The 22,136-nt window shown below is 58.7% G+C and carries 20 protein-coding genes; 14 read left to right on the forward strand and 6 right to left on the reverse strand.

All coding sequences use genetic code 11. The features are described from left to right. Nucleotides 1-608 precede the first annotated feature (608 nt). The 4 genes from F9Z44_RS20660 (at nucleotide 609) to F9Z44_RS20675 (ending at nucleotide 3,539) form a co-directional block, all read left to right on the forward strand. The gene (locus tag F9Z44_RS20660; protein WP_159608851.1) at nucleotides 609-1,211 is read left to right on the forward strand and encodes a hypothetical protein; all 603 of its coding nucleotides are present in this window, start codon (nucleotides 609-611) and stop codon (nucleotides 1,209-1,211) included. 70 nt (nucleotides 1,212-1,281) lie between these two features. Continuing rightward, nucleotides 1,282-1,896 (forward strand): hypothetical protein, encoded by a 615-nt coding sequence (locus tag F9Z44_RS20665; RefSeq protein WP_159608852.1) that lies wholly within the window; start codon nucleotides 1,282-1,284, stop codon nucleotides 1,894-1,896. A gap of 249 nt (nucleotides 1,897-2,145) precedes the next feature. Beyond that, entirely contained in the window at nucleotides 2,146-2,763 is a 618-nt protein-coding gene (locus tag F9Z44_RS20670; RefSeq protein WP_159608853.1) for a hypothetical protein, read from the forward strand. A gap of 8 nt (nucleotides 2,764-2,771) precedes the next feature. Beyond that, nucleotides 2,772-3,539 (forward strand): hypothetical protein, encoded by a 768-nt coding sequence (locus F9Z44_RS20675; protein WP_159608854.1) that lies wholly within the window; start codon nucleotides 2,772-2,774, stop codon nucleotides 3,537-3,539. A 43-nt stretch (nucleotides 3,540-3,582) separates the two neighbouring features. Here F9Z44_RS20675 and F9Z44_RS20680 read toward each other — a convergent pair whose 3' ends face one another. The 5 genes from F9Z44_RS20680 to F9Z44_RS20700 form a co-directional block, all read right to left on the reverse strand. Next, nucleotides 3,583-5,157, reverse strand: a complete 1,575-nt coding sequence (locus F9Z44_RS20680; RefSeq protein ID WP_159608855.1) for a sensor histidine kinase — start codon at nucleotides 5,155-5,157, stop codon at nucleotides 3,583-3,585. 521 nt (nucleotides 5,158-5,678) lie between these two features. After that, nucleotides 5,679-6,182 carry a 1-acyl-sn-glycerol-3-phosphate acyltransferase gene (locus tag F9Z44_RS20685; RefSeq protein ID WP_159608856.1) on the reverse strand — a complete coding sequence of 168 codons (504 nt, stop codon included), beginning with the start codon at nucleotides 6,180-6,182 and terminating at the stop codon, nucleotides 5,679-5,681. A 97-nt stretch (nucleotides 6,183-6,279) separates the two neighbouring features. Continuing rightward, on the reverse strand, nucleotides 6,280-6,495 hold the full coding sequence (locus tag F9Z44_RS20690; protein ID WP_159608857.1) for a hypothetical protein: 216 nt from the start codon (nucleotides 6,493-6,495) through the stop codon (nucleotides 6,280-6,282). Nucleotides 6,496-6,522: 27 nt separating this feature from the next. Continuing rightward, complete coding sequence (locus F9Z44_RS20695; protein ID WP_159608858.1) at nucleotides 6,523-8,313, reverse strand: ATP-dependent helicase; 1,791 nt, start codon at nucleotides 8,311-8,313, stop codon at nucleotides 6,523-6,525. Nucleotides 8,314-8,422: 109 nt separating this feature from the next. Further along, on the reverse strand, nucleotides 8,423-9,286 hold the full coding sequence (locus F9Z44_RS20700) for an AcaB family transcriptional regulator (RefSeq protein ID WP_159608859.1): 864 nt from the start codon (nucleotides 9,284-9,286) through the stop codon (nucleotides 8,423-8,425). Nucleotides 9,287-9,995: 709 nt separating this feature from the next. On the opposite strand from F9Z44_RS20700, the gene F9Z44_RS23210 reads away from it, so the two are divergent. The 9 genes from F9Z44_RS23210 to F9Z44_RS20740 all read left to right on the forward strand — a co-directional run bounded on the left by F9Z44_RS23210 (nucleotide 9,996) and on the right by F9Z44_RS20740 (nucleotide 20,425). Further along, nucleotides 9,996-10,130: a hypothetical protein gene (locus F9Z44_RS23210; RefSeq protein ID WP_268894232.1), complete on the forward strand. Its 135-nt coding sequence runs from the start codon at nucleotides 9,996-9,998 to the stop codon at nucleotides 10,128-10,130. 292 nt (nucleotides 10,131-10,422) lie between these two features. Beyond that, nucleotides 10,423-11,073 (forward strand): hypothetical protein, encoded by a 651-nt coding sequence (locus F9Z44_RS20705; RefSeq protein WP_159608860.1) that lies wholly within the window; start codon nucleotides 10,423-10,425, stop codon nucleotides 11,071-11,073. Beyond that, nucleotides 11,057-12,034: an AAA family ATPase gene (locus F9Z44_RS20710; protein WP_159608861.1), complete on the forward strand. Its 978-nt coding sequence runs from the start codon at nucleotides 11,057-11,059 to the stop codon at nucleotides 12,032-12,034. Before F9Z44_RS20705 ends, F9Z44_RS20710 begins: the two co-directional genes overlap by 17 nt. Before the next feature lie 8 nt (nucleotides 12,035-12,042). Continuing rightward, entirely contained in the window at nucleotides 12,043-12,762 is a 720-nt protein-coding gene (locus tag F9Z44_RS20715; RefSeq protein WP_159608862.1) for a hypothetical protein, read from the forward strand. A gap of 10 nt (nucleotides 12,763-12,772) precedes the next feature. Continuing rightward, nucleotides 12,773-13,807 carry a hypothetical protein gene (locus F9Z44_RS20720; protein ID WP_159608863.1) on the forward strand — a complete coding sequence of 345 codons (1,035 nt, stop codon included), beginning with the start codon at nucleotides 12,773-12,775 and terminating at the stop codon, nucleotides 13,805-13,807. Further along, complete coding sequence (locus F9Z44_RS20725; protein ID WP_159608864.1) at nucleotides 13,804-14,454, forward strand: single-stranded DNA-binding protein; 651 nt, start codon at nucleotides 13,804-13,806, stop codon at nucleotides 14,452-14,454. Before F9Z44_RS20720 ends, F9Z44_RS20725 begins: the two co-directional genes overlap by 4 nt. A 70-nt stretch (nucleotides 14,455-14,524) precedes the next feature. Then, entirely contained in the window at nucleotides 14,525-14,755 is a 231-nt protein-coding gene (locus F9Z44_RS20730; RefSeq protein WP_159608865.1) for a hypothetical protein, read from the forward strand. Between the two features lie 381 nt (nucleotides 14,756-15,136). Next, a complete protein-coding gene (locus F9Z44_RS20735; RefSeq protein ID WP_159608866.1) occupies nucleotides 15,137-18,061 on the forward strand; it encodes an adenosylcobalamin-dependent ribonucleoside-diphosphate reductase in 2,925 nt (974 codons plus the stop codon). A 342-nt stretch (nucleotides 18,062-18,403) separates the two neighbouring features. Next, nucleotides 18,404-20,425 (forward strand): acyltransferase family protein, encoded by a 2,022-nt coding sequence (locus F9Z44_RS20740; protein ID WP_159608867.1) that lies wholly within the window; start codon nucleotides 18,404-18,406, stop codon nucleotides 20,423-20,425. A 5-nt stretch (nucleotides 20,426-20,430) separates the two neighbouring features. Here the strand turns inward: F9Z44_RS20740 and F9Z44_RS20745 are convergent, their stop codons facing one another. Continuing rightward, nucleotides 20,431-20,709, reverse strand: coding sequence for a hypothetical protein (locus F9Z44_RS20745; RefSeq protein WP_159608868.1), 279 nt, complete (start codon nucleotides 20,707-20,709; stop codon nucleotides 20,431-20,433). 294 nt (nucleotides 20,710-21,003) lie between these two features. Between F9Z44_RS20745 and F9Z44_RS20750 the strand changes: the two genes are divergently transcribed. Then, a complete protein-coding gene (locus F9Z44_RS20750) occupies nucleotides 21,004-22,110 on the forward strand; it encodes a DUF3150 domain-containing protein (RefSeq protein ID WP_159608869.1) in 1,107 nt (368 codons plus the stop codon). Nucleotides 22,111-22,136: the final 26 nt, after the last annotated feature.

Raw genomic sequence — 22,136 nt, forward strand, 5'->3', positions numbered from 1 at the left:
CAAAGCGACTTCGATTGTCCCTCTCGTCAACCGGTCGCTGCCCCGTGATGTCCACAAATGCGGAACACCCCCCACCAGACCTACCCTTCGGCCCCTTCCGGCTCTGCTGCAGGCCTACTCAAGGGTGAGCCCAAGCTTGATCGCCAGCGGCTGTTGTCCAGCGAGTTGCTTCTGAGATCCCTCGAACAGGGCCTGATCACACAGGAGACATTCGATCGGCAAGCGCGCCAGATCGAGGAACTGGGGTGCGTCGTGGAATTCATGGGCGCAAGGGGGCGGTCTCAGGTCCATTTGTTGGGCTGAAGCTGCCAGGGAGAGGCTTCACTGGACGAAGGCGAGGTCCCCGACCGATCAAGGCGCGACATTTGTCACGTATGTGCCGGGAATAAGGCGTTCTTGTACTTCAGAACCTCTCCGACCCATAAAGCTGCGGGCAAGTCCGCCGATAGATTCCGTAACTTAAACTGTGCCGGTCAAGCAGGGTTTAAGTCGTGAAACATGCGACGGGGCTGCGCTCCACGTGGGCTTCTAACGCGGGCGGTGAATCGCACGCAAATTCCCTGCGCATGGGCGCAGTAGCGGAAGTACACAGAGGCGATTGAGAAATAATGATGACAGCGCAGATGGAGGGGGCTACCAAAGGTAGTCTGCACGTACCGACGTACGAAAGAGCAGTCCGTGCTGAAAACGTAAAGGCGATGATCCGTCGCTGGCGCATTGCTCAGAGCAGTGAGCTGGTGGACCAGCGCGTCATTGCCCGCTGGTTCCCTGGCCAGCGCAATCTGCTGGAACTCCTCGCCGTGCTGGTTGAGGAAGAGGTCATGAAACTGGCCGACTGTTCCCTCCCCCTCTTTTCCCTTTTGATTCACCCCAGTCTGATGCCCGCGACATCGGCTCCGTTGGTGCAACCCGGCGAATTTGAAGCTGCCAACCGACATGAGGCGTTCCTGGCGCTCGCATCGCGCGTTGACAGCATCAAAACCTCGTTTGCCGAGGGATGTGTCCTCTATGACTTGGCACTGCCCGACGCAGTGCATATCCGGCGTTTTGGTCCGCATGAGCTTTGGGACATCGCAGCCAACCCCGGCTTGGTGATGTTTCCTGTTGCCAGCGACCATTACTTCGAGGTGGCCGCTACCCGCGACCTGTCCTCGTCCCAGAAATCGCAGCTCATGACCATGAGCAAGCGATCGAAGAACAGCATTCACTGACACTTCAACCTTGGAATTGACAATGATGAACTCGGCTGGCCGCGCGCTCGCATCCTCAGGACACAAGCGAGTGCTCTTCGAAGACCAGGATGCGGATGATCGATTCGAGGCGCTGATCGCCCTGACTTCACGCACCAAGCTGATCGTCAAGTTGCTCGGCACCGATGTGGCCGAGCAACGGATCAAGGAGGAAATGGATCGTCGGCTGGGTCAGTACGGCATCAAGGTCAAACGCCCTCGCGGATTGGGGCAGACCACGGCGGCCAAGACGTTTCTTGACAGCGCAGCAGAGCGTTTTGAGGCAGCCTACCTGATGGCCCTGCACTTCGGCTCAAGGGGCATCGGTGAATATTCCGTTGTGGAGACAAATTTCGGCCGGGCGCTGGATACGATGATTGAGGTCTACAACCACTATCGTAGAACGGTGCCCCCAGTCGGGGACTCGATGCGCATTCCCTTCGAGACCTATGCTCTCTTGGTCGATGGATTGCAAAGCCGTGAAATCGAAGTTCGTCAGTGCAGCTTGTGCAACACGAAGCACCCCGTGGTCAACCATCATCAAGGTCCAGTGCATTGTCCCGCCTGCTCCACGCAGGATCTGCGCATGGATGAGGTGCGCGCAGACGTTCAGTCTCGCATCACCGCCTACCGCCAATCGCGCAATCAGATGCCCAAGTTCGGGTGATCGTTTGCCCTATGGGGCAAAACGGAGCCGTTGGCCCCGTGCCATGGTCGGCGCTGAGTAGAAGAATGGAGGGATGCTCCAAACGTGGAACGCCATCCCATTGCTCCAACTCCGGACGATCCCGTTCTGTAGCGGCTCTCCCTCGAGCGCACTTGTCTTTCACTCACGCCTGGAATCAGGTCGACTGCATGACTGCAGTCGTCAAGCCCAGGTGTTGGCCAAGAACTTCTTGCGAAAGCTGCTCTCGTCATGAGCCAAATCGTGTCATTGCAAACGGCGCGCGTCCGCAGCGCCGAGCATCTCCAGCCAGGTAGTGGTACCGAACACTGGATGCGCCGGGAACTCGAACGATCCGACCCCGAACAGTGGGTGTTCGATGCGATAGCCGGACTGCCACATGAGGACTTCGCCCTTGCATGCTGGTCCCAGCAACCCAACCTCAGAAAGGCGGCGGTGAAGCTGGCCTCCTACATTACCCCTCGGTGGCCAACTGAAGATGGCTCATCCTTGCTGGCGCACTCCATTGGCGAAGCGGTGAAGCGAGCAAAGGCGGCAGTGGACAACGGGGAAGTGTTCACGGGCCGTTTCGTTGGCGTGTACCTATACGGACTGACACTGCACGCCCGGGACGTCGCGCGCCTTTCCATCAAGGGTGTCGATCGCTTCGGTGTCCTTGAACACTGGCGGCCATTTTCTGAACCTCTGCAGCCGTGGGCATCGCGCCTGGGCGTCGACACGCTGATTGCCGAGACAGTTGCACCCGGCCCAACGGAGGCGACGGTAGAGGGCATCCGATCCCACATGATCGTCCGCGTCTCGGACCCTATCGACACCGGCTACCTGCTCAAGCATGCCGCACAAGGCTGAGCAAAGCGATGACGATCATGAGTCCTGACTTTCATCCGGTTGTGCATGGATTGAGCATGCGCCGTGCGCCACGCCACAACCTGGTGTCCAGTTTCAACAAGCACAAGTACCTCCTTGCCAGCGTATTCCAGGTTCTACTGGAAGAACGAGGGCTGGGAGCACTCACCGGTCCAGCTGTTGTCCTTCGCGTGGTGCACGCACATTCGCAGTTGGAAGCGGAGGCAGATGAATCGGGCAACGACTTCACGACGTCTAGCATGATGGGAGAGTTGCTTGGAGGGGAGAGCTACGAACCCCGGCCGTTCGCACTTTCGGTCCTGGCATCGTTGCCATCAATGGCTGTGAGTGGCCCTGTGGCCAGCGACCTCCTGTGCTTGGCACCCCTCGATCTAGACCGCTCGTGCGCCTTCTCGTCGCAGGAAGAGATCGATCACAGCATCCTGCACCTTGTGTGGGCCCCCTGTGATTTGGAGGGTACGGTGCTTGTCCTCAGCTGCAATGCTGGCGATCAGTTTGTCCTCCACATGAACGTTGCAGGTCGATGGCACCGTGCACAAGATGGCGAGGCGGCACGAGCTCTGCGACGCGACGTAACCTCCAGAAAAAGTAAGGCCATGAAGCACCCTGGTCCAGTGCTCGGCGAGAGCCTGCAGGAGGTCTACAGCTCCCTGGACTCGGTCGCTCGCCGTTTCGACAACATCGTGGTCCGAGCTGCCGTGCGCGAACTCCAGAATCACGAAGCTATTGAGTCTGACTTCCGGGGTATCTGGGCCTGAGCTTGTTCAAGTTGTGCACACCGAGGGAAGCGGCGGCCACGTCCTAGCTTCGTGACTCCACTGGGAGCTTGAAATACACGGCGCACCCATGGCCTGGCGTGCTGTCGGCCCAGATGCTTCCGTTGTGACGCTGAACTATCCTCTGACTCAACGCCAAGCCTGCACCGTATCCCTCAAAATCCAGCGAATGATGCTGCCTCTGGAACATGAGGAACAGGTTTCTCGCCTTGGCCACATCAAATCCCACGCCGTTGTCCACGACGAAAAAGACGGTGGAGCCATCGCTTTCCGTTCGGCTGCCGATCTCGATTTCGGCTCGATCAACCTGGCGCGTGAACTTGACCGCGTTATCCAACAAGTGCACGAACAGGTCTGCGACCATCCCTTCGTCCGCAAAAACCTGCGGCAGATCTGCGTGGACATTCCAAGAGATGTCTCGCCCTGGGTTCGCGGTGGTGAGTCGATCGATGACTCCGTCCAATGTGGCCTGCAGCTGCAGCGGAGCAGGATGGAGATCAACTCGACCGAGGCGGGAATAGGTCAGGAGGCTCTCGATCATGCCGTTGAGGTAAGAGGAGGAGCGCTTCAGGCCATCGCGATAGTGTCGAATCTCTTCACTCGCTTCCTCGCCCAGTTCCTCGGCAATGAGGCCGGCGAATGTGTTGATGTGGCGCAGTGGTCCTCGCAAGTCGTGCGTGATTGAGTGCGTGAAGATGTCCAGATCCTTGTTGGGAACCGTGTACTGGCGCACGCGCGCCTTGACGCGTCGGTCCAGCTCGGCGTTGAGGTCATTCATGACCCGGTCCAGATCCTTCATGGCAGTCATGTCGCGCGTGATGCATGACAGGCCTTCAAGCTCCCCGTTTTCTCCCCGCAGCGCGGTGATGAGCGTCTGGCCCCAGAAGGCGTCGGTCCCGACGCGAAGGCGCCAGCCGTGGTACTCCCACTGCCCCCGGTCGACGGCAAGGCGAATGGCGTCCTCGATGCTGATTTCCTCTGGCTCGCCCGCACGCGGAGCTGCCAGGTCACCAAAAGACATCCGGGCGGCTTGGTCGTGGGTGAACCCGTGCAGGCGGTGCGCGCTCTCGCTCCATTCAGTGATGTGGCCTGAAGCGTCAATGAAGTAGATGCATGAATCCTGAAGCGCGTCGATCATGAGCGCGTATCGACGCTTCGCCGTGAGCAGTTCGCTTGAGCGTTGGCCAACCCGTTCTTCTACCTCGCTGAGGTCCTGAAGGGTTGTGAGAACTGCGGCGACATCACCTCCAGTTGAGCGGATGGCCACCGAAGAGGCCTGTAGGGGCAGCGCCGTGCCATCGGACCGATCCATCGTGATGTAAGCCGGCGCAGGGACAGCACCTTCCAGGGCCATCTGCAGCTGTTCTTTGAGGTTCTCGAATGACAGTGGCTGATGCCCGTTGGAGGGGCCGCTGGAGGGCGTGGGTTCAAGGCCCATGCCCACATGGTTGTTCAGCCAGCGCAGTAGGGTCGGGTTGACCTTGAGCAGTTCGCCCTTGGGTCCAAACAACAGCATCCCGCAAGGTGCGATGTCAAACAGTGGGCCTACCAGCTGATCGGATATCTGAGGTGCACCTGCGTGCGAGTCATTTGGTGACATGGTGTTGTTGAGTTCTTGTTGTCCGACTGCGTTCGCAGCCACGCGCACAACCGACCTTGGTGTTCTTTTGAACGTTCCCTCCCCAAGGCCCGCGGTCCATCTGTTGGATGGAGCTTCCGTTGCATCGAGGCTCGCGAGTAGGCGAGCGCCGATACAGATGCGCATGAACGACCATACCAGCAGGCAGCGATGCTCCAGGTCGCAAATACAGCCCGCAGAAACCAGCCAAGATGTACATGCAGAATGGTTTTATAACGCGAGTTAGCACGTTGTAGGTATGAATCAGGTTGACGCTTGAATCGAATGGCTTCCGTGCTATCCCCTTGACTTACATGGGCCGCATTTCTGCACTTCATCGGTACTTTTGCACGTTTGCGAAAGGCTCGATATTTCTATAGCCTGACCTTGGGGGAAAACAATAGTTCAAAAAGTTGGACCTGTGCAGAGGTGAAGCTTTAAGTTTGATCACCTCTTGAGGCGGGGAAATGCCGCATTCCCCGCAAGGAGTTCTCAGTGCTTCATCAGCTCACGGTGATGGCAATTCGTGGCCACAGGTGATCGCCAGCCTTGGCAAAGATCAGCGAGCGCTCGGCGCCGTCGATGCTGGCGCGGACCACTTTGGCCCCGGTTCGCTCCGCGAGCCAACTCACGCCTGGGCGCTCAGCTTGTGGCCTTCCATTGGGGCTGATCTGACCCTCAGGGAACAACAGGACGCTGCGCCCCTCGCGGAGGTGGCGCGCCAACTTGCGCAGGCCTTGTGGCGTGCCCGAGTCCAGCGGTACCACCCACCCGTAGCCCAACCAGCACAGCGTGGCCATCCCACGGGCTGCCCACGGACTTTTCACGGACCAGTCGCTGTCGACCCCCACTGCCAGCGGTGCAGGGCTTAGGAGGGCCAGTAGCACGCCGTCAAGCAAGCTCACATGGTTCGATGTCAGGATCGTCCCGCCTTTGACCAACATTTCCCGTGCTTTTGGTGCGATGGTGGCGCGCGTGCGCAGCGCCGCAGCGAGGGCGGCCGTCATACAGAGCCTCACTGGCCGTAGGTAGACCCAGCGGCGCGGGTGTGCAGGAGAGGAGGGTGTTGTCATGGATGTCAGGCTACCGGCTTTCTCGCCATCTTCAAGCTGTGCTGGTTGGTGGGGCATCGGGTTTGAGCATCCAGCTACCGAGACGCGGGCCCTGCGTCGCAACGCCTTCCACATATTCGAGCCAGCCTTTGGCCTTGGAGAGAGAAATCAACGCCTCCAGCTCTTCGACGGTATCAGCTTGGAGCAGAAGCAGCCGGTGTGGCTCCTTCTCATGTTCGATGGCGCCGGCGTCGATGACCTGGTACATGGCGTGGAGTGTTGCCCGGCGAACAGCTCAGTTGCCGTCTGTGATGACCTTCGTCGCGTCGGACAGTCTCAGTTTCACGGCCATCTTGGATTCAACCACGGTGAGGTGGGGCTTACCGCTGAACCACACCAGGCAGCGGTTCTTTGCCCGCGTTATGGCGACGAACATCAGGCGACGTTCTGCTTCGTAGTTGACCACGGCGGAATCATTGTCGGATGCCGATGCGTCCAGGATGTGCACGGTTTCGAATTCGAGGCCCTTGGAGCCGTGCATGGTCATCAGGACCAGTCTCACGTCGCTTAGGTCGCGGTTCTTCGTGGACACCAGCTTCAGGCGGCTGGAAAGCGTACCTCGCAGGTCGCTCAGGATCCTGGCGCAGATGCCCACCAGGTCTGCCGCGCCTGTCTTGCGCTCCGCCTTGAGCCATCCCGCATACATGTCGCCCACTTCAAGAATCACCTCAGCTACAGACCCACCGGTGCCGGCGTTGCTCGCTCGCAGTTGGGCCCTCCAGTAGGCGCAGTCTTTGGCCAGACTTTTGAGTTGCTTCATCTCACCAGGCGGTGCGTCCTCAAGTTCGGGAACGTTGCCATCAAGCAGTTGGGCTGCCGAGCCGTTCATTTCGCGCAGGATGGAGGTCTTCATCTCATCCCCGATGCCGTTGAAGTGCAGCACGCCGAGTACGCCGACCGGGGAGTTGTCTACCAGTGCTTGCAAGAACGACAGATAGCCCGCAATGTGCGAGTTCTCCCAGATGCTCTTGCCGACGCGCTTGTAGTCGACTCCGGCGCTTCGCAGTTCAAGTTCCAAAAGATCCAGCGAGCGGTTGGTTCGCGCAAGAACCACGGCATTGACGTGTTGCGCAGGCGTTTCCACAACCATGGCGGCCAGTTCTTGCGCCTGCTTCTCGGCATTGGCGGTGGAGTATGCGGCTATGGCACCGCCCTTGCCGCGGCGTGCAACAAGCGTCTTCGACAGCCGTGCCTTGTTCAGGCTGACCAGAGTGACCGCGTGAAACAGGATCTCCTGGCGGCAGCGGAAGTTGTCACCCAGCTCGATCCTCTTTGCATCGAAGGTGTCCAAGAAGGATTTCATGCCGGCGTAGCCGAGAGCCTGACGCCACTCGTAGATGCTCTGGTCGTCATCTCCAACGATGGTGACGTTGCATCCAGATCGCGCGTGAGCAAAGATCCAGCAGCGCTGCAGATCGTCTGTGTCCTGACCTTCGTCCACCAGCATGTCGGTGTAAGGCATTGGCGGGATCGTGCCCTCGTGAACCCTGAGGGCACAGTCACGCATGATCGAGTAAAGATCCATCTGTCCAGTGGCCTTCAGTCGCTCCATGTACCTCTCAATGACCTTCATGGCCACCTCGGGCACTTCGAGCTTTGTTCGGTCGATGGCGTACATGTACAGCTCGAAGATCTCGCGAGCAGCCTTTTGGTCCTCTGCACTCTTGAGGAACGTGAACAGCGCATCCTGCAGGAGGATCCCTTGTTGGACGGGGCTTAGGACCTTGCGTCGGGGCACGTGTCGGAACAGGTGCTTGATGGCAATGCTGTGGAAGGTTCCGATGAGCAAGCGTTCATCACCGAAGGGCTTGCCTCCGGCCTTGACCTGTGCTGCGTCCAGCCGGCGGCGCATTTCGTCTGCACCCTCCTTGGTGAAGGTGACCATGATCAGACGGCGGTTCGGGTCGGACAGAATGCGCATGGCTTTGGCCACCGAGGTGGTGGTCTTGCCTGATCCGGGCCCGGCGACGATAAGCAGGTGACCGTCGTGGTCAATCGCTTGCTGCTGTTGTGGGGTGAAGGCCATGGGCGCTGGTCCGAGTGGAATTAGTCAAATAGAGCGGGCAGGCGTGGTAGGTGCTCAAATGAGAAGGGCCGCGCAGTGGCGGCCCTCTCTCAACCTCACAGAGAGGTGGTTAAGCGGCCACGGCGGCGGGGTCCACCTCTTTCGCTTTCGGCGTTTTGGCCTTGCCCTTGCCAGCGGCCGCAACCGCGGCTGCTGTAGCGTCGTCAATCACCTTGCTCGGGTCAGCGCCGCCGAGGTCCATGCTGGAATCGGCATCTGCACCTTCCGACTCGGAAGCAGAGAAGGCCGCGATGTCCTTGCCCTGCTGCGAGACCACATCGGCCATCTCGGGATTGACGGTGCCACTGGTCTGCTGTTCCTTGATCAGGCGGTCAGCTTCACGGTACAGCTTGACCACTTCTGTCTGCAGAATGGCTCGGAAGGCGCGCACAGCCTTTTTGCACAGGAATTCAACTTCGGCGCGCTGGGCCGAGTCGATCACGCCCAACAGGTTGGCGGTGCCGGCCATGAGGTTGACCTTGTCCAGGTCGGTGAGCAACTTGAAGTAGCTGCGCGCGTGTGCCGCGATCACCGGCACGGTCATGTGCACCGGGTTTGGGTAAAGCGAGGTTTCCATCTTCACGCCGTTCTGCTGGAGAAGCTTTTCCAGGCGGCTGATGTTGCTGGTCATCAAAGTGTTGATGCTGGCCAGCTTTTTCGTGATCACTTCGTTGTACTTCTCCAGCGTCTCGGGATTGAAGCCGCGCCAGCTGCGGTACTGGTATTCCAGGAACAGCTGCTTGGACAGGTAGGCGAAGTCCTTGCGGAAGAAGCGGGTGGAGGCAGGTGACTGCAACTCAGCGTTGTCAATGAAGACAACGGGGCTCTGGAAATTCGAACCGAACTTCTCGCCGAAGACCATCTGCAAGGCCTTCTGGCGTTGTTTTTGAATCTGGGCGTCGGCGTCGGTCGCCGTGAGGGCTGCATTGGTCATAGAAAGGACTCTCCAGTGGGTTGAGAAAACGCCACTTGACTTTAGGAGCGGTCCTGCAGCAGTCAGGTTGAGTCAATGCACCCAAACCAATGCAAAGCCTCGGTCTGAGTGCTTTTTTTTCAAGGAAACTCAGGGTGACTGGGCGGATTGACGTGTGTTGGTGCCCCCGATGTGGCCAGTTGCTGCTTTGGCGGTAAACCACGTTCGAGTCGCCTCAGAAACTTTTTCGCGGGAAGTGGCCAGATTGGTTTGACCCGCGTTTCGAGCTGCTCAATACTTCGTACGTCGTCTGGTATCCAGCGGCCGTGCAACTGGGACACGTAAACCTTCCGAGTCGAAACTGAACTGCTCTTTGCGACGGCGAAGTGCTACCTGAAAGGGGAACATAAAGATGAAAAGAACTCCACGAGTTCTTGCATGGCGGGTGCTTCGGCACCCTGCCCATCGCAGTTTCCTCTTTCAACACACATCGCTCTCTGCATATACTTCGCCACACAGCGGGTAATACCTGACGTCTCTTGATCGAGATGTGAGGTCTTCCTCGGTTCGCCGAAAAGAACTGAACTTCGGTTCAGTTGCGTGTCCAGTACACGCCTTCAACTGACTTGCCGACCTCCGGGTTTGCCTGTCGCACATCAACCTCCCCACATGGGCATTCCAATGCCCTATGGGGTGGACTGCTTTGTGGGAATCCTTTTAGGTGGTCCCCATGAAAGTAGTTCTCGCCGTTTTCGTCATTGCCATGGTTTTGGTCAACACCGCCGGGGCAATGCTCCCCGCAGTTGAAACAGTGAAGTCGCGTACCACTCATGTGGACTTCGTGGTCGAGCAAGCAACTCGGTGAGTTGACGCTGCAACGTTTGTAAAAAAGGAAGGGCCTGGCCCTTCCTTTTTTCATTTCATCCCTTCGCACACACTCCGCGTGAGAACTGCTGACGGACCTGGACGCATCCAGCACCGTGAGCACTTCTCGATGCAAATTCGAGCAGAGCTGGCATCCGTGTCAGCGCACAACTAGCGGCTTCAAACCGCATTCATCAACCCAGCCGGGACCAGCTTCCCGGTAGGGATGCTGCTCGGCTATTTAGCTGGAAGCATGATGGAAAAAAACATCACCGGCGTCAGGGAGCAGTCCCATGCACGCCGGGGCGATTGATACCCAACCGCAAGCGCAACAGCTTTTCCTGCCGATGTTCATGGCCCACGAAATTCATGCGTGGGCCCAGCGCGAGCAACAACGTCAGAGCAAGAAAGAAAAGGCCGTCAAAGCCAGATCCATCAAGAGCGTTCTGCTCAAGAGGGACGAGGACACGACAAGCCTGTTCGATCTGATCGACGACAGCTTGCTGGACATGCCACTCGGGGGCGTTGCCGAAGGAAACGAACTGAACTGTGATGTTGACCCCTTGAGGGCCGATGTCGCGGAAAAGATCGAGGACTTCGTTGACGAACACATCGAGTGGTCCGATGCCGCCATTGAGGAGTTGCACGAGGGTGTACTGCACTACTCGCTGAAGCTCCTTCAGGCTAAAGGCAACGGCGCGGAGAAGAAAGAGGTCCTGCGGTGGATCTTCGCTCCGAAAACGATGGTCGCGTCCCTACACGGGGAAAGCGGCCGAACGGTTGAGACAGTCCTGTCCCAACCCTTAACTCCATTCTCGTTCGAACAGTGCTGCGCTATCTGCGGATACAGCCCTGAACGTTTGACGGACGGCTTAGTCCCCGTACTCAAAGAGATTGGCCTCCAAAGTGTCTTTAAGGAACTTTTCGATGGAAAACACCATTAAACCCGTACACCAGAAGTACAACGTGCGCGCAGTCTTCGGCCTGCTTGAAGCGCCCGAATCAGCCGAAATTCCAGGCCTCGCGCCTGGTTTGAACGGCGTCCCCCCGGTTGACCCGATGTACGTCTTTGATACTGAGCGCACGCGCCAGTTGACGATGTTCTGGGTTGGCGGATTCAAGGCATTGAAGATCGAAGGAAGTCCCGCAGCGGGTAAGACCTCGATCATCGAACAGTGGCACGCGCGTCTGAACGTGCCGCTCTACAAAGTGCCGTGCTCACCCACCACTGAGAGCTTCCGCCTGATAGGTCAGCTGCTGCCGACCGAGGATGGCAAGCTCGTTTGGAAAGATGGCCCGGTGCTCAAGGCATGCCGTGAAGGCACGTCTGTGCTGCTGGACGAGTACAACACTCTGGACGCGGGAGAGGCCACCGGTCTCAACATGCTGCTGGAGGGTTACTCGATCACGATCCCTGAAACCGGGGAGACGATCACGCCAGCGAAGACCACCCGGTTCTTTGCCACGCAGAATCCTGAAGACAGCCGAGCCGCGGTCGCAGGGCGAAACGTGCAGGACGTGGCCAACGATGACCGCTGGTCCCACATGGAAGTGGAATACCTCAAGCCCGAGCTTGAAGAAGCGCTGGTGCTGCGGCACCTGTTGGCCGGCAAGGTTGACAGGACGGTTGCTGAATCGATCGCCAAGGTGGTCGTGCAGGTGGCCAACAACGTGCGCCAGGCCTTCCTCAACGATGCCCCCGGAATCGACAAGCCTTTGTCAACTCGGGTGCTGCTTCGTTGGGCGAAGTACACGGTCATGTACCAGGGTGTCATGCGCAAACAGAACCAAAGCGGACTGCACTACGCAGTTCGTCAGGCCGTGCGCATGAGCGCAGCCATGGCGACAGCCGTCAATGAGCAAATCACGCTCATTGCGGGCTACGACGAAAACATGCAGAGCTGAGGCAGGGTATGAACCTTGTCTTTGATGTCTACCAACATTCGGACAAAGGTGCCTGGGGGTTCTGCCCCCGGGGATCGGAAGTCATGATCGCGGAGATAAAGCTCGATGGGACGCTCAAGCTTGAGACCATCAACGCCATCAAGCTTGGCGGTGCACTGACCGCGAAGGTTCGCATGGGGTACTCCCGCGCCGCAAGGTGCAAGTACCTCCACCGAAACGTCACCCCTGACGGCAAGGTGCTTGGCGAGTTTTCCGAAGTGCACCCCGACCTGGACTTTGCAGGCGATGGTGAGCTGGTGCTCATGGTCACCCGGAGCATTGGCCTGGATGTCGACGCGCTGCTGCAGGAGTGGGAAGTGCTTCTGCAAGGCGTGGACGGAGTACGCAACACCGCTGACGTCTGGATCGCCAGGCAGCGGCGGGCAGTGCAGTACTTCACCGCACCGGACACCCACCCCGCATTCGCACTTGTGCTGTCCAACTGGGCAGTCGAGAACAAGCAAGTTGTCATTGCACAGTCGGGCCAAGTGCCGGCTGTGACACCGAAGAACGATCCAATGGCCTGGAAGCAATTCCTGTCCAAGTGGTTCGCGGAGGCAACCACACAAAGAACTTTGGAGCAGCTGCGTTGGTCGCTACGCGACGCGATGCTGGCGGCTCCAGTCATTCACAACAACACTGATGACGCAGACGGCTGGATAGCCGATGCGAGTCAGGCCGCCTTTTAACAGGAACAAAGTGAACAAACATATTCACCCCCTCATCAATGCTGCCCGCGCTCTCACGCTCGGAACCAGCAGGGTGGTGGCGTCAAGCATCGCAGGCCTTTCAAGGCTCGTGAAGCCACGCCTCCGCAACCCGGTGATCACTCCCAAGGTGGTCATCAGCAAAAGTGACGCGATGCGCCAGACCTTGGCCAAGGCCAAAGAGGCGGCCGAACGCAACCCAGGAGCGAAAGCGACGGGCGAGTGCTCGGCTCCGGTCATGGTGCAGGCAAGCGACTTCGAGATTGCAGACCGGATCATCTCGATCCGCCTCGATCCTGCGGTTGGCGTCATCAACATGCGTGTCTACAAGACGCTCAAGGTTGTCAAGCGAGACCTGATCGTTCATGAACCCCGACTGCGGGCCATGATGAAAGGTCGCCGGTTCAACTTTCCTGATGCTGTATTCGACCCCAAGTCGGATTTGGAGGATGTGAAGGATGAGACGGTGTACCTCGCAGAGAAACTCATCAACGCTGTGGGCAAAGGCAAGGTCAAGGCGGTCAAACCGCCAAAAGACACTGTCAAGGTTCCGCCCAAGGTCGCGACGAAGGATGTGGTGGCAGCACCATCTCCGACAGCCGTGGTCCAGCGAGCAGCGGCGGCGCAGGGAACGCCCGCACCGAAACAACATCCGGCACCCGCGTCCAAACGCGAGCAGCCGCGAGCACCTGCCACGCAGGCCCAGGCACCGGAGTCGAAAGTCTTCGCGCCCAAGCCAGCGGTGGGATTCACCTACGTAGGCACCTTGCGTGAAGCTGGGAGCCGAAAGGTGACGCCCCGGGGACGTGATGCATACGAGGTGTTCACCGCCATCATCCAGATGGACAACGGCGCTGAATTCCCGCTTCGTGGTGCCGAACTCGAACGCGAGCTCGAACTTGCAGATTGCCAGTTGGGCGATCGCATTTCGATCACCCCGATGGGCAAAGTGCCCGTGACCCTTACCAATGGTGGTGAGGGCAAAAAGAACCTCTACAAAGTCCAGAATCTTCAGGAGAAAGCATGATCGTCATCACAGCCCACGGGCGCCTGGCTGAACAGCCTACCGTCAAGATCGTGGGTGACAGCTGCGTTTGTGAATTCCGCTTGTTGAGTTCTCGATGGGCCAAAGGCGATGAAGTGACCGAGGCGGTCAACTTCTTCGTCTGGGGCGAGGAGGCTGAGCGGTTCTGTGAATCCACGGAGAAAGGTCAGCTGATCTCAGCCACCGGAACCCAGGAGACATCGAGCTACACAGATGCACAGCAGCAACGCAAGCAGTTCGTCAAATACCGGATGACCTGGTACAGCAAGGGTGCCCGCCCGCGCAGCAGCCGGGGCGATGGCCAAGCCAGCAACCAAGTTGGAAACCAAGGTCAACGATCTGGCAATGGAAACGGCAACGGTGGCAACTACGGCGGCAACTCACCCTCCGGCAACGGTGGTGGCAACCGCGGTACCGCTCCCAATGCCTACGCCGCAGAAAAAGGTGGCTTCAACCAGCGTGCTCCAACGAGCAATGCTGGAGCTGCTCCCCAGACCGCGCGGCCCGTATCTCGATCTGCTCCATCGGTGCAGCAAACCGCTCCCCAGGAGCCAGATGGTTTTGACGACCACGGTTTCACCGGAGATCCCAGCGATGGGTTCGAAGATGTGACCCAAACGTTCGTCTGAACAAAACAACCAACCCCGACTGGGACGCTCCCAGTCGGGGCGTTCCTGGTCATCCGATCAGGAGAAACGCATGTGCATCACCGAAGCCCTGCGAGAGCAGGTGAAGAAGTTTCAACAGTCAACGGGCGAGCGCGCCATGATGATCGTCGTCGAAAAGCGCGATTCGTCCATGGGCGTCCGTTCCGTCGAGTTCAGTCCCTACGTGGGTCTGATGGTCGACGGCAAGCCGCCCGGCCCACAGTGGTACCAGGAAGTCGAAAGCTTCCACCAACTGCAGTGGGGACCAACTGTGCTGCATTGAGGAAAACCGCACGGCCAGTCGAAAGACTGGCCGTGTTGGTTTGCTCACTTCGTTCAGTTGCGAGAAAATACAAATCGAATTTTGGTGAAAGTGCCTTTGCGAAAGGTGCTTTCTACAGAGTTTTCTGCTCTCACGAGCTCGAACAAGGCGCTGGGATACCTTGTGCTCGCCCTCACCGGCGTGTAACCCCAGTCTTTCAACTTTGAACGCCCATCCCTTCGCAGGGTGCGTGTTCTGCCTTAGTGCCGTTCTGTCTATGCAGGACTGCATCCCATCGGGACCGGCCAATGTGCATCTCCCGACTGGGGGGGTGTGCATTCGCGGGTCTCGCTTTCTTTCGACCCACTTTTGCCAATTTTTAACCCCCCTGGAGAGTTCCAAATGAAAAACGAATTTGCTGTGTTGCCTGCCCTGCAGCCGCAGGATCTGTGCTTGCACATTTTCAAAGAAAAGTACGCCGCCCCCGGTGAGACCGAGGTGATCGACGTGCAGAAACGTGTGGCCAAAGCTTTGGCCACATCACAAGAGATGGAATCCAACTTTCTGCAAACGCAGGCAGATGGCTTCATCCCTGGCGGACGCATCAACAGCGCAGCCGGAATGGACCGCGTGGCCACGATGATTAACTGCTTCGTGCAGCCCCTTTCGGACACGATGACTGGCTACAAAGACGGCGTGCCTGGCATCATGGAAGCACTCGGACATGCCACCGAAACCATGCGTCGAGGTGGTGGTGTTGGATACGACTTTTCAAGCATTCGCCCGATGGGTGCACGCGTGAAGGGAACCGATTCGAACGCTTCCGGCCCGGTGAGCTTCATGCGTGTGTTCGACCGTGCTTGCACGACCGTTGAATCCGCTGGCGCTCGACGCGGTGCCCAGATGGGCGTGCTGCGTTGCGACCACCCTGACATCGAGTTGTTCATCGATGCGAAGAAGGCACCAGACTTCAAAACTCTTGGTCTGGATGAGAAGGAGGAAGCAACCTTCCTCGGGCTGATGCAGTCCAAGATGGGCTTCGGTTGGGCAGTGCGCAGCGCACTGGCTCCGCTCTCCCAATTCAACATCAGCGTGGGCGTAACAGATGCGTTCATGGAGGCAGTCGTCAGCGATGGCGATTTCGCTCTCGTGCATGAAGCAGAGCCGGCCACTGTTCCGCATGAAGTCCTGGTGGGCAAAGACGGCGTGAGCCGTTTCGTCTACCGCACGGTCAAAGCCCGCTACCTGTGGGAAAAGATCATGCGTAATACGTATGAGAGCGCAGATCCGGGAATTCTGTTCCTCGATACGATCAACCGCGCGAACAACCTTCGAGCGATCGAAAAGCTTGAGGCGACCAACCCTTGTGGTGAGCAAGTGTTGCCCCCGTACGGTTGCTGCTGCCTTGGCTCGACCTTCCTGGCGCGATTCGTGGTGAACCCTTTCACCAAGGAAGCGTACTTTGACTATGCGGCGTTTCGTCGTGTGGTTGCAGGTGGTGTGCGTCTGCTCGATCGCGTGTTGGACGTGACGAAGTGGCCGCTGCCACAACAGAAGGCTGAAGCAGAAGCGAAGCGTCGTCTGGGCATCGGCTTCCTCGGCTTGGCCAACGCAATGGCGATGCTGGGCTTGCGTTACGGCAGCGAAGAGTCTGCTGAATTCGCTTCCACCGTGTCGCGTGAGCAGCGTGACGCGGCCTACATGGCATCGGTTGATCTGGCAAAAGAACTGGGCTCCTTCCCGCTGTTCAATGCTGACCAGTACCTGGAAGAGGGTACGTTCGCATCGACACTGCCTGACCACATCAAAGCGGCAATCCGTGAGCACGGTATCCGCAACTCGCATCTGCTTTCGATTGCGCCCACCGGCACGATCGCTCTGGCATTTGCAGACAACGCAAGTTCCGGCATTGAGCCCACGTTTGACCTGAGCGCGTACCGAAATGTGCGCACCGGCAAAGGCGAGGAGCGCAAGCTGTGGCAAGCCGACGACCACGCTTACCGCGTGCTCAAGATGGTCCAGGGTGAAGATGCAGACGCATCGATCATCGCGACCGCTCAGACACTGACTGTTGAGGAGCACCTGCGCATCATGGCGGCTGTGATTCCGTTCGTGGACAGTGCGATCAGCAAGACTGTCAACGTGCCGGCCGACTACCCCTTCGAAGCTTTCGCCAACATCTACATGGATGCGTGGAGGTCAAAATTAAAAGGGATCACCACGTACAGACCAAACGCCATAACCGGCTCGGTTTTGGTGTCGGCTGCGGACAAGAAGGCCAGTGAAGGCGCCCAAGACATTCGTGTCGATGATCCCGATCGTCGCGTGGAAATCAAGGACGTGCCGAACATTGTGGAAACGTTGAAGTGGCCCAGCCGCCCAGACGTGAACGCCGAAGGCATCACCTACAGCTTGCGTCACCCCCAAGGTGATTTCGCGGTGGTGGTCAACCATTGGGAAAACGGTGTGCGACATCCGCTGGAGGTGTACATCGCCGGCAACGAAGCTCCCCGCGGGCTGGGCGCCATCGCCAAGGCCTTGAGCGTGGACATGCGCACCGATGACGGTGCGTTCCTGGAGATGAAGCTGGATTCCCTGATCAACACGATCGGTGATGATGGCTTCGAGATGAACGATCCGGCTACGGGCAAGCGCGTGATGATGCCATCACTCACCGCTGGCTTTGCAGTGTTGGTCAAGCACCGCCTGACCCAGATCGGCGCTTTCGGTGGCGGCAAGCCTTCGCCCATGGTGGATGCATTGTTCAGCCGTCGCGAGCCCAAGACCGGTCCTAACGGCGCAATCGGGTGGCACGTGGATGTCAGCAACCCGGCAACGGGTGACGACTTCCTGTTGCACACGAAGGAACTGAAGCTGCCCAACGGCCAGGTTCGTCCCTACTCGGTGTGGCTGTCTGGCCGGTACCCCAAGGTGCTGGACGGACTGATGAAGGTGCTGTCGATCGATATGCGCGTGAGCGATCCGAAATGGGTTGCCATGAAGCTGCAGAAGCTGGCCAACTTTGGTGAAGTGCGTGGGGATTTCCTTGCGCATGTGCCTGGTGACGTGAAGCAGCAAAACTACCCGAGCACGGTGGCCTACGTTGCAACTCTGCTGCTGGCTCGCATGAAGTTGCTGGGCTTGCTGGAAGGCGAGCCAATGGCGCGGTCCGGCGATGCGCACGCGGTGGTGGAGGTTGTCGAAACCACGAACCCTTTGGTTCAAGGCGGCGGCAAGCAATGCCCGGATTGCCATCAGATGACTGTTCATAAAAAATCGGGCTGTGAGGTGTGCAGCCACTGCGGGCACATTGGTTCTTGCGGCTGATGTGCAAAAAAGGGCCGGGGAAACCCGGTCCTCTCAGTCCCCTCCCTCGCGGAGGGGTCTGTCTAAAGGCTCGATGGCCTTCAGAGAGACTGCACTGAAAAGTTGCTTTTTGTAGGGGCACTCCTCGATCTCCCCTCGCAACCTCACCGTTGAGGAATGCGGGGTGCGCCAGACCTCGCGCCCCCCTGCGGTTGCCTCTAGATTCGCCTGGAATCTCAGGCAAACTACCACCTCAAGTACTGCTACGCCCCGGTCCCAGCTGTCACTCGCGCACCGGTGTGCGGACCGTCGCGCTTCGAAGGCCGGCGTTGCAGGCAAGCACTCAAGCCACAGACAGGAACGGTGAAATTGAATTATCGAAGGGAAGTTGACGGACTCAGAGCCGTTGCGGTGTTGCCGGTCATCCTTTTCCACGCGGGCTTGTCCAGCTTCAGTGGGGGCTTCGTCGGGGTCGATGTGTTTTTCGTGATCAGCGGATACCTGATCACCACCATCGTGTTCGGGGAGCTGGAAGAAGGCAAGTTTTCTCTGGCCCGGTTCTATGAGCGGCGCGCCCGCCGAATCCTCCCAGCACTGTTCGTCGTTACTGTTGCCACCGCTGTGGCGGCGTGGTTCATCCTGTTGCCTGAAGACTTGAAGGAGCTGGGCAAGAGCTTGCTGGCAGTGGCCTTGTTTTCTTCGAACTTTTTGTTCTGGAACGAAAGCGGCTACTTCGACACGAGCGCCGAATATTTGCCGCTCCTGCACACGTGGTCGCTGGCCGTCGAGGAGCAGTACTACATGCTGTTCCCTCTTCTTGCTGCGGCATTGTTTCGTCGAGGCAGGCAGGCCGTTTTAGTGGGTTTGGCCACGGTCGCCCTCGGAAGTTTCGCGCTCGCGCAGTGGGGCGCTACAGCGCATCCCAATGCCGCTTTTTACCTGCTCCCGTTCAGAGCGTGGGAGTTGATGGTGGGAGCGTTGGCTGCCGTTTACCTCAGCAGATCTGGGTTGCCCCTCCTTCGGGCAGACTCACTGTCGGGGTTCCTCGCCGGCGCCGGTCTGGTCATGATCGGTCTGAGCGTTCACCTCTACGACCGTGCCACGCCTTTTCCAGGTATCTACGCACTTCTGCCAGCCATCGGTGCCGTACTGATCATCCTGTTTGCTCGGCCCAACAACTTGGTCGGCAGGCTGCTTGGGACAAAGGCGTTGGTCTACATCGGCTTGCTGAGTTACAGCGCCTATCTCTGGCACCAGCCGCTGTTTGCTCTCGCGCGCCGGGCATCGCTTGAGGAGCCGCACATGCGAGTTTTCCTCGCTCTGTCCGTGGCCACCTTTGTTCTGGCCTATTTCACCCGTCACCTTGTGGAACAGCCGTTCCGCTCACCGTCCAAGGTCTCCCGCCGCTCGATCTTCATCGGCTCGGGCGCAACCGCTGCGGTGGTGGTCGGCTTGGCCTTCGTGCTGTACGGGAACAAGGGTTTCCCCGATCGGATCGACAACTACGCCAAGGTGGCCGACACATTCCGATGGCAGGACCTCGCCAAGCCCTGCGGAAGCGAACCTTCCTTGCCTACAGGGGTGCAAGCGCTTTGTCGCTTGCCTGATCCCGATAAAGTTACCCGGGTCGACGTTGCCCTGTTCGGTGACAGCCACGCCGATGCCTTTCTGCCCGCAGTGGTCGCCGCTACAAACCAAAGGGATTCCACGCCAGCGTACATGGGGCTGGGCGGTTGCATCCCTCTGATCGGCGTGGACGTGCGCGCGGGCAATTGGCCAGCTGGTGTGTGCCAGACCCTCGCTCAGGAGCAGTACAACTTTGCCGTGAAGACCAGGCCTCAAAATGTGTTGCTTGTGGGCCGGTGGAGCATGTACATCGATACCGAGGATTCCGCGAGCTCAGCTCGTAAGTACTACCTGGTCGAGGACGAGTCCAACCCACTGTCCAAGGAGCATTCACGCGAGGTATTTGTGCGTGGGCTCGAGCGTACGGTGCGTGCCTATGAAGCGCTGGGGGCAAAGGTCTTCTTTGTCGAGCAAGTTCCCCAGCAGCTCGCCGATCCAAGAGCGGTTTTCCATCGGATCAATCAGCGCGGGATGTGGGGCCTCCCCGAAGCAGAGGCTGCGATCGAAAGGAACTCGGTGTCACAGGAAGTGATGAGCAAGCAGCAGGCTCTTTTACGGAGGTTGCTTGACCAGGTGCCCGAGATCGAAGGCTTCACCGTCTTGCGTCCGGAATCGCATTTCTGTACCGGCGGCAAATGCCTAATGGGCGACAAGGACGGACCGTTCTATCACGACAAGGACCATCTCAACATCCGAGGTGCAGAGCACGTAGGGCCTTGGCTGGTTACGCGCATGTCGGAAGCGAATGGCCCGCGCTGAGTCTGCTACGAACCCGGCTTCTCTCTGGCAGGGTCGCGCGACTGCTTCCACTTTGCCAATATCGTAGCGACATGCTCAGTCGCGTAGAAGTGAGCCTTACGACCCGGCATGGCTAGTGGGCTGATGTCGATGTGACCACGCTTTCGAGCCGTGGAAAGAGCGCCTGGAGTCTTGTATTTCAACAAGGCGCATGCTTCTTTGCCTGTCAGTAGCGGGCCGTACTGGCGAGTCAGTTCTCCCACGAAGTTTGCTTCTTCCTCAGCGATGGAGCGCTCTTTCGTCATGGCGTCAGTGCCTCCTTGGCGCAATTTTGAGCACTGCTGCGCTTTCATGCAATGGCCGCATCTCATTCTCTTTTACCGACACCTGGGGAATCGGTAAACAGTGGGCAACTAGGTGCAACAGAGACTTACGACCCCGGCCTGAATCGTTTGCGCGGAATGTGCGGCGCCGCTACATTTGAACTGTTCGGTACTGCCGTCCGTGGGTCTTAGCGCCCACCTTTAACCTCAACCCCTGCGGGAATTCATTTCCCGCTCGGGGATTTGGGTTCCCGCTTTCTTTTGCGAGAACCCAAAATGAACACACCAGTTGTTCCCAACATCAAGCAGACAAAGACCGATGGGATTGTCTGCGTCGCCCTGGACATCCATCTCTGGTCCGGCCGAAAGCGTCTCCGCAAGGAGGCATTGCTCTCCAAGAATCCCATGCTGGCCGATCTCCCCCCGGAGTCGTTGGCCACGCTGGGATCCATCAAGATCGCCGATCCCGACGATCTCGCACCCTTCCTCAAGTTCAAGCGCGAGGCCGACAAGCTGCTGAAGCTCAACGGCCTGCCGCTCCTTGGGACGGTCGGAATTCCTGAGTCCAAGGTGGACAAGGTGTTCAAGGGCCTCATGGACATCAAGCAACGCTTCGATGACCATGCCCAGCGCCTGTACCGTGACTTCGATGTGCGCATCACTGAGTGGCGCGAACGCGATGACAACGTGAACTGGGCTCACCTGATCAACGACATTCCCACCCCGGAATACGTTGCCGGGCGGCTCTCGTTCGGCTTTCACCTGTGCCGCGTCAGTGCCCCAAGCACCGATGAGTTCAGTGACGCGAACAAGATGTTCGGCAAGCAGATGACTGGCCTCAAAGGCGAGTTGTTCGCAGATGCCGCCGAAGAAGCCCGAACCCTGATGGAGAAATACCTGACGGGCAAGGACGCACACGGTGTCGTGCGCAAGCGCGAGAAGATCACGCCAAAGACCTTGGGCCCGCTCAAGCGAATCGGTGAAAAGTTCAAGAGCTTCAGCTTTTTGGACCACACCGTGGAGCCGCTGGCCAAGATTGTCGACCACGTGTTGTCGCTCCTCCCCACGGAAGGCCCCATCGATGGCGTGCACCTGCTGCATGTCTGGACAGTGGCCCAGATGCTCTCCAACCCGACAACGGCGATGGAAGCAGCTCGCATGGTGATGGACACCGGTTCGGCAAACGCGGCTTTCGAGTCGTTGCTGCTGACCGTGCCTGACTCAGTGTCTGACCATGTGGACGTTGTGGCTGTAGAGCCCACCACCCCGGAAATCGTCGCTGCATCAGCAGTGGCCGAGATCCAGACCGCCGAGCCGCAAGTGCTCGAAAGCGCGGTCATCGCAGCTGACGACTTCACCCCTGAGTTCGTCGGCATTTTCTGAACCTCAATGTGACCCCGGCCTCGTGC

The organism is Hydrogenophaga sp. PBL-H3 (assembly GCF_010104355.1).
Classification (GTDB): Bacteria; Pseudomonadota; Gammaproteobacteria; order Burkholderiales; family Burkholderiaceae_C; genus Hydrogenophaga.

Excerpts from the sequence above, each read along its gene's own strand:
- F9Z44_RS20660 (WP_159608851.1), top strand. The coding sequence starts at position 609 with ATGATGACAGCGCAGATGGAGGGGGCTACCAAAGGTAGTCTGCACGTA.
- F9Z44_RS20670 (WP_159608853.1), top strand. The coding sequence starts at position 2,146 with ATGAGCCAAATCGTGTCATTGCAAACGGCGCGCGTCCGCAGCGCCGAG.
- F9Z44_RS20675 (WP_159608854.1), top strand. The coding sequence starts at position 2,772 with ATGACGATCATGAGTCCTGACTTTCATCCGGTTGTGCATGGATTGAGC.
- F9Z44_RS20680 (WP_159608855.1), bottom strand. The coding sequence starts at position 5,157 with ATGTCACCAAATGACTCGCACGCAGGTGCACCTCAGATATCCGATCAG.
- F9Z44_RS20685 (WP_159608856.1), bottom strand. The coding sequence starts at position 6,182 with ATGACGGCCGCCCTCGCTGCGGCGCTGCGCACGCGCGCCACCATCGCA.
- F9Z44_RS20690 (WP_159608857.1), bottom strand. The coding sequence starts at position 6,495 with ATGTACCAGGTCATCGACGCCGGCGCCATCGAACATGAGAAGGAGCCA.
- F9Z44_RS20695 (WP_159608858.1), bottom strand. The coding sequence starts at position 8,313 with ATGGCCTTCACCCCACAACAGCAGCAAGCGATTGACCACGACGGTCAC.
- F9Z44_RS20700 (WP_159608859.1), bottom strand. The coding sequence starts at position 9,286 with ATGACCAATGCAGCCCTCACGGCGACCGACGCCGACGCCCAGATTCAA.
- F9Z44_RS23210 (WP_268894232.1), top strand. The coding sequence starts at position 9,996 with ATGAAAGTAGTTCTCGCCGTTTTCGTCATTGCCATGGTTTTGGTCAAC.
- F9Z44_RS20705 (WP_159608860.1), top strand. The coding sequence starts at position 10,423 with ATGCACGCCGGGGCGATTGATACCCAACCGCAAGCGCAACAGCTTTTC.
- F9Z44_RS20710 (WP_159608861.1), top strand. The coding sequence starts at position 11,057 with ATGGAAAACACCATTAAACCCGTACACCAGAAGTACAACGTGCGCGCA.
- F9Z44_RS20715 (WP_159608862.1), top strand. The coding sequence starts at position 12,043 with ATGAACCTTGTCTTTGATGTCTACCAACATTCGGACAAAGGTGCCTGG.
- F9Z44_RS20725 (WP_159608864.1), top strand. The coding sequence starts at position 13,804 with ATGATCGTCATCACAGCCCACGGGCGCCTGGCTGAACAGCCTACCGTC.
- F9Z44_RS20730 (WP_159608865.1), top strand. The coding sequence starts at position 14,525 with ATGTGCATCACCGAAGCCCTGCGAGAGCAGGTGAAGAAGTTTCAACAG.
- F9Z44_RS20735 (WP_159608866.1), top strand. The coding sequence starts at position 15,137 with ATGAAAAACGAATTTGCTGTGTTGCCTGCCCTGCAGCCGCAGGATCTG.
- F9Z44_RS20745 (WP_159608868.1), bottom strand. The coding sequence starts at position 20,709 with ATGACGAAAGAGCGCTCCATCGCTGAGGAAGAAGCAAACTTCGTGGGA.
- F9Z44_RS20750 (WP_159608869.1), top strand. The coding sequence starts at position 21,004 with ATGAACACACCAGTTGTTCCCAACATCAAGCAGACAAAGACCGATGGG.